A 6,186-nucleotide genomic window follows, 5' to 3' on the forward strand; every position below is an offset into this window, starting at 1 on the left:
AAAAAAACATTTATCACAGGCATTAACTCCTTGCAACTCCTATATCTCCTTTATTTTTTCTTATCCCTTATCCCGAATTGACGTAACTCATAACATATGATAATTACCGACTGGGCAATGTTCAGAGAATTAAAATCTCCGGTATTAATATTAATAATCTTATGGGCATAAGTAATTTCCCTATTTTGCAAACCACAATTTTCACGACCAAACATAATACCTACCTTAAGACCTGCCGGACAATCTTGACTTAAATTCTCTGATAGAACATAATCTTTATTGATATTACGTGATGCTACAGTTGTTGCATATAAATAATCAATATCCTCGATACTGGCTTCTAAACTATCATAAATCTTAGCATCATCTATGATATCTATCGCTGATACCGCCACACTACGTGCCTGTTTGTTTGGCCAACCATCTCTAGGCGTAACAATTCTCAACTCTGAAGCATTAAAATTTTTCATTGCTCTGGCAGTGGCACCAATATTCTCCCCCATTTGAGGCTCTACTAAAATAATAATTGGCATACTCAAATCTTTTGAGCCTGGATGTTTTTGATTTCGTGACATATTCTAATACTTAATTATATTACATATTAATTTTTCAAACTTTTGGGGTACAAGCAAAGCAAACATAGGCTACCGCAAGAGCATCTGCTTCATCAAAGTTACTAATAGCAACTGCCCCTGGTAGTAAAAGCTTAATCATTTGCAAAACCTGATTTTTTTCGGCGTGTCCATATCCCACTACTGATTTCTTAATAACATTAGGTTTAAATTCTCGAAAAGCAACATCATATCCTCCAATAAGTGACATAACCGCCCCTCTAGCATATCCCAATTTCAAAGATGATACACTATTCATATTAACAAAAGTCTCCTCCATCGCAACAATAACAGGTTGATATTGCGTTATTACCTTTTGCAAGGATGCCGTAATGAAAGCTAACCTTTTATGCATCAGCTCACTTGATTTAGTCTTTATCACCCCGCTAGCTAAATATTTCAGAGGATTAGTATCAATTACTCCCCATCCCATACCAGCTAAAGATGGGTCAATTCCTAGTATAACCAAAATTACTCTCCCACTAATAGATTTTTATAAAAATTATTTAATTCTTCAAATTATTTGAGTTGATATAGTCAATTCAGGAGAATTTGGGGCTAGGAGCGATGCCGTATAGGCATTAGTTTAAGAAAATAAAGTAGAAAAGTCGTCTATTAGCGAGCCACCGTAGGTGGCGTGGCAATCTTTTCTAATCACTTTTCTGAATTGCTTCGTCGACCTAAGGTCTCCTCGCAACGACGGTTTTTCAGTTATTGTTTTCTTAAACTAACGCTTATGAGCAACAACGTCCCCAATTTCTCATCAATTAACTATACCAGTAAAAATCATATAAATTAAGTATAGATTAACTAAAATGACACATAGTTATCATATTAATAATTTATTTTTATGTAAGAAAACAATTTTATCTATTATTTGACTTGAATATTATACATTTTAAGCTAGAATCACCAGTACAAAAAATGAGGTTTACTATGAAAAATTTACTAACTATTATTCTAACTTTGGCTTTCTCTATTTCTGCTTTTGCTGCGGGTTCGTCTTCTGATAAAAAAGATTCAACTGCTACGGATCAGCAACAAGAAGAAAATGCGGATAACCAAGATACAACAAATACGAAGAAAAAAGACGACAAGAAAGAAGAAAAGAAATAATTTCTTTATTCTACAGGCTGGTATAGGATATTTTCTATACCAGCTCTTTCTTTCGACACTGTAAAAAGTGGTATCATTTCTGGACATTTCGTCTTCTTGTCATTCTCCCGTTTCATTCTTTAGTTATAGCTGAGTTCTTGTTATTTCTGTGGAAACAGACCTGCAAAATAAGTTGAAAAATATTGGAAGTGTTTTTATATAACTCACCTTACGTATGGCATTTAAAAGTCATATAGAAAATAGTTTAGCGTCATTGCGAGAAGCTACTTTAGTAGCGACGAAGCAATCCAAAAAAACTATTAATGGATTGCTTCGGAGGCTTACACCTCCTCGCAATGACAGCACGATGGGTGCTTATTTGGCGCTAATTCAGGTTAATTGACTATATGTGTAAGGTGAGTTATATAATATATATTCATTTTTAAATTCAAAAGTGTGTTTGCATGAATTTGTTTATTGCTATTATAATTATGGAAATTTTGGCTGGGGCTGAGGTAGATTTATTTGTCCCTAGTTTTCCAGATTTACAAGATACCTTTAATATTTCTACTTTTAAGGTCGAATTTTTACTAGGAATAAATCTTATAGCCCATTGTTTCACAGCTCTAATTGTTGGAAATTTAGGAGATAGGTTTGGTAGAAGAGTAATTATTCTTATAGGTCTTGTAATATTTGTGATTGGCAGTGTATTTTGTCTGTTTGCCATCGATTATTATATGATATTATTTGGTAGATTCCTGCAAGGGGCTGGTATATCTGGAGTAGCAGTGCTTTGCTATCTAGTACTTGCTGATATATATTCGGTCGAACAACAACAACGAATGGTGGGTACTTTAAATGGTACTATTAGCTTAGCTATGGCTTTTGCCCCGGTAGTAGGAAGTTATGTAAATTTTTTGCTTAGTTGGCGAGGGAATTTTGCTATACTGTTAATATTGGGAGTCTTGTGTTTGATAATCGGCATATTATTTATTCCCAAAGGGCAGGCAAATGATAATGTAAAAATATCCCTAAGAGAATATAGCGTAGTCTTTAAGTCTAAAAAAGCTATCTATTATCTAATAACTCTGATTTTTTTATTTCAAGCTTATTGGGTGTTTATTGCTATTTCTCCTATCTTGTATATGCGAGATTTAGGGGTACCTATTCAACAATTTGGTCTATATCAAGGAGCATTGGCAGCAATATTTTCAGCTTTTAGTTTTAGCAATGGCTATTTATTAAACAAGTTTGGACAGAAAAAATGTTTTTTCTTTAGTATTGCAGCACTGGTAGCTTTTATAATTGCTGCTATAATTTTGATTATACTTAAAACTAATGATCCATTAACAATAACAATAGTAGTACAATTAGTGGCAATTGGTAGCATATTTCCTTGTAATATATTATTACCTCTTGCATTAGATAGCATACCAAATGCTAAAGCCAGGTTTAGTGCTATATTTACCTCAGGAAGATTGATTATTACAGCAATATGTTTGCAATTGGCTAGCTATTTTTATCAGGGTAATTTTACGTCATTAGCAATTGTTATGTGTATCACTATAGTCATAGCATTGATTTTCTGTTATAAACTATTGCAAGAAGATAAGATTTTTAATGAATCTGAATTATAATAATGATAAAAAATAATTTTATTCTAAAAGTAGCAGCCCGATATTTTAGAGCCAAGAAGAATGAGAAATTTGTTTCTATTATTTCTGGTTTTTCTTTGATCGGTGTAACCATTGGCGTTGCCGCACTGATCGTGGTCATGTCCGTTATGAACGGTTTTCATTATGAATTAACTAAAAACATTATTGGGCTTAATGGTGACATTAGCATAACCCCATTATCACGTTTTATAGCAAATTATGATGAAATTAACAAAAAGTTACTTAGTAAAAATTATATAAAACATATTTCTCCAAGCGTTGTGGGTCAAGCTCTAGCCCTAGGTAACAGAGCAAATAGTGGTGCGGTAATTAAAGGTATAGATTTAAGTGAACTAAAATATAAAAATCAGATTTTACAAAATGTTAATACCGGAGATTTTGCTGATTTTTCTGGTAAAGATGTGGTGGCAATTGGTAATGAACTTGCTTATAACCTAGGAATTCAAGCAGGAGACAAAATAAAATTAATTTCTCCTAATTCAATTTCTACTGCCTTTGGTAGTATGCCTAGATCTAAAGAGTTCATGGTTGTGGCTACTTTCACTAGCGGTGCATATGATTATGATGCGGCAACTATTTTAATGCCGCTTATTGCCGCACAAAATTTCTTGTCTTTTGGTGAAGTTATTAATCTAATCGAGGTAATAACAATAGAACCGAGTAACGCGGGAATTTATGCTTGGGAGATACAAAATATTTTAGGCTCAAAATTACGAGTGATAAGTTGGCAAAAATCGCATCTACAGTTTCTAAATGCTTTAGCTGTTGAGAGAGTAGCAATGTTTACTATTCTTTCCTTAATTATTATGGTAGCAGCCTTTAACATCGTTTCTAGTTTGTTTATGTTGGTTAAAGACAAAACCTCAGATATTGCAGTGCTGCGTACTATTGGTGCAAGTACTCGGCAGATTATGCTTATTTTTATTTGTAACGGCATGTTTATCGGTGTACCAGGTACTGTTTTAGGTATAATATTGGGTACAAGCTTTGCTTATAATATTCAGTCTATTAAAAATATTTTGGAAAAAATAACTGGTACTAAAATTTTTGAAGCAGCAATTTATTATTTATATAGTCTACCATCGAAGGTAAAAATGGAAGATATAACATTAGTGGCAAGTATTTCTATAGTTTTATGTTTTTGTGCAACAATTTATCCGGCATATAAAGCTGCTAAATTGAATCCTGTGGATGCCCTTCGTTATGAATAAAGCTGTATTAACATTAAAAAATATTTCTAAAAAATATCAGCAGGGAAAATCTATTGTTGAAGTATTAAGTAATGTTAACTTAACTGTAATGCAAGGAGAATTAGTTGCCATAATAGGTTCTTCTGGTAGTGGTAAGTCAACTTTACTGCATATAGCTGGTTTACTTGATACCCCGAATAGTGGTGTGGTAGAAATAAATTCCATAAATTATTCCCAGAATTATGCTCATATAATAAGATTGCATAATATAGGTTTTATCTATCAACGACATCATTTACTCAAAGATTTTACTGCCTTAGAGAATGTAGCAATGCCAAAATTGATTGCTGGTAATAATCGTAAATCCGCTTTCAGGGAAGCAGAAGAGTTGCTAGTAGAGTTAGGGCTGGCTAATAAAATACATAACATGCCGGGTGAGTTATCTGGTGGCGAACAACAAAGAGTGGCTATTGCCCGTAGTTTAATTAATAATCCTCAAATTATTTTAGCTGATGAACCTACTGGTAATCTAGATCCTAATACAGCTAATGAGGTTTTTAACTTATTACTCAAAACTGTTAATCAAAAGAATACTTCTATTATTGTGGTAACTCATAATCATGAAATGGCAAGTAAAATGCATAGAGTGTATCAATTAAAATATGGTGAATTGTTATAGTCAATTAACCTGAATTAGTGCCGAATATGCACCCCAAAAGTCATTGCGAGGAGCCGCTAAAAGCGGCGACGCGGCAATCCAAGAAAAAGCGATTAGAAATAGATTGCTTCGAAGGCTTACGCTACAACTGCTGAAAGTTAGAAGGTAAAGCAGGTTTTAGATAGGTTTTCTGTCATTGCGAGACCACGTAGTGGTCGTGGCAATCCACTTTTGATTACTTTTGTGGATTGCTTCGTTGACCTACGGTCTTTCTCGCAATGACGTTGACCACATACGACTTTTAAACTATCCGGTCTAAAACCGCTTCCTCTTCTAACTTTCAACAGTTATGAGGCTTACGCCTTCTCGCAATGACGCTTGAGATGCATACATGTCATTGCGAGACCATGTAATGGTTGAAGCAATCCATTACTAGATTGCTTCAGAAGCTTACGCCTTCTTGCTAATATACAGCACGATGGGTGCTTATTCGGCACTAATTCAAGTTAATTGACTATACTTTAAGAAAGTTTTACTGATTTGTCATGAAGCAACATAATCCCTGTAGTAAAAAATGGATCAAATATAGTCTTTACTTCAAACAATAATGCTTCGTTAGTAATTTCTTGTTGCAATTCTTCTCTAATTAAATCAAACATCTCCTGCAAACTTTTACCACCATCTATCATTTGTTTAAAAACATATTTAGTATATTTAGAAACTGGTATAGTAATCTTGACATCTTTTAACAATGAATTATTTAACGTAAAATTAATGACGTTGCCAGCTATCAAAGCACTAGCTTCCATGTGATCATAAATTTGTTTAGCAATACCCGCAATACCATAAAAATATGGTACATTATCCAAATCACGTCAATTCGGGATAAGGGATAAGAAAAAATAAAGGAGATATAGGAGTTGCAAGGAGTTAATGCCTGTGATAAATGTTTTTTT

6 protein-coding genes and 1 pseudogene are annotated in these 6,186 nt (G+C 33.5%); 4 read left to right on the forward strand and 3 right to left on the reverse strand.

The annotated features are described in order from the left end of the window. Positions 1-83 precede the first annotated feature (83 nt). Positions 84-533, reverse strand: a pseudogene (locus RiCNE_RS05285) (RNA methyltransferase); the annotation flags it as partial. A gap of 76 nt (positions 534-609) precedes the next feature. Continuing rightward, positions 610-1,080 (reverse strand): crossover junction endodeoxyribonuclease RuvC, encoded by a 471-nt coding sequence (gene ruvC, locus RiCNE_RS05290; protein ID WP_094649556.1) that lies wholly within the window; start codon positions 1,078-1,080, stop codon positions 610-612. 413 nt (positions 1,081-1,493) lie between these two features. On the opposite strand from ruvC, the gene RiCNE_RS05295 reads away from it, so the two are divergent. The 4 genes from RiCNE_RS05295 to RiCNE_RS05310 all read left to right on the forward strand — a co-directional run bounded on the left by RiCNE_RS05295 (position 1,494) and on the right by RiCNE_RS05310 (position 5,251). Further along, positions 1,494-1,727 carry a hypothetical protein gene (locus tag RiCNE_RS05295; RefSeq protein WP_133062952.1) on the forward strand — a complete coding sequence of 78 codons (234 nt, stop codon included), beginning with the start codon at positions 1,494-1,496 and terminating at the stop codon, positions 1,725-1,727. Positions 1,728-2,170: 443 nt separating this feature from the next. Then, complete coding sequence (locus RiCNE_RS05300) at positions 2,171-3,343, forward strand: multidrug effflux MFS transporter (RefSeq protein ID WP_094649558.1); 1,173 nt, start codon at positions 2,171-2,173, stop codon at positions 3,341-3,343. Between the two features lie 2 nt (positions 3,344-3,345). Continuing rightward, positions 3,346-4,593 (forward strand): lipoprotein-releasing ABC transporter permease subunit, encoded by a 1,248-nt coding sequence (locus tag RiCNE_RS05305; RefSeq protein WP_094649559.1) that lies wholly within the window; start codon positions 3,346-3,348, stop codon positions 4,591-4,593. Further along, positions 4,586-5,251 (forward strand): ABC transporter ATP-binding protein, encoded by a 666-nt coding sequence (locus tag RiCNE_RS05310; protein WP_094649560.1) that lies wholly within the window; start codon positions 4,586-4,588, stop codon positions 5,249-5,251. The genes RiCNE_RS05305 and RiCNE_RS05310 overlap by 8 nt, the downstream gene beginning before the upstream one ends. A gap of 500 nt (positions 5,252-5,751) precedes the next feature. Here the strand turns inward: RiCNE_RS05310 and RiCNE_RS05315 are convergent, their stop codons facing one another. Then, positions 5,752-6,099, reverse strand: coding sequence for a hypothetical protein (locus RiCNE_RS05315; RefSeq protein ID WP_094649561.1), 348 nt, complete (start codon positions 6,097-6,099; stop codon positions 5,752-5,754). Positions 6,100-6,186: the final 87 nt, after the last annotated feature.

Origin of the sequence: Rickettsia endosymbiont of Culicoides newsteadi, assembly GCF_002259525.1 — a bacterium.
Classification (GTDB): Bacteria; Pseudomonadota; Alphaproteobacteria; order Rickettsiales; family Rickettsiaceae; genus Tisiphia.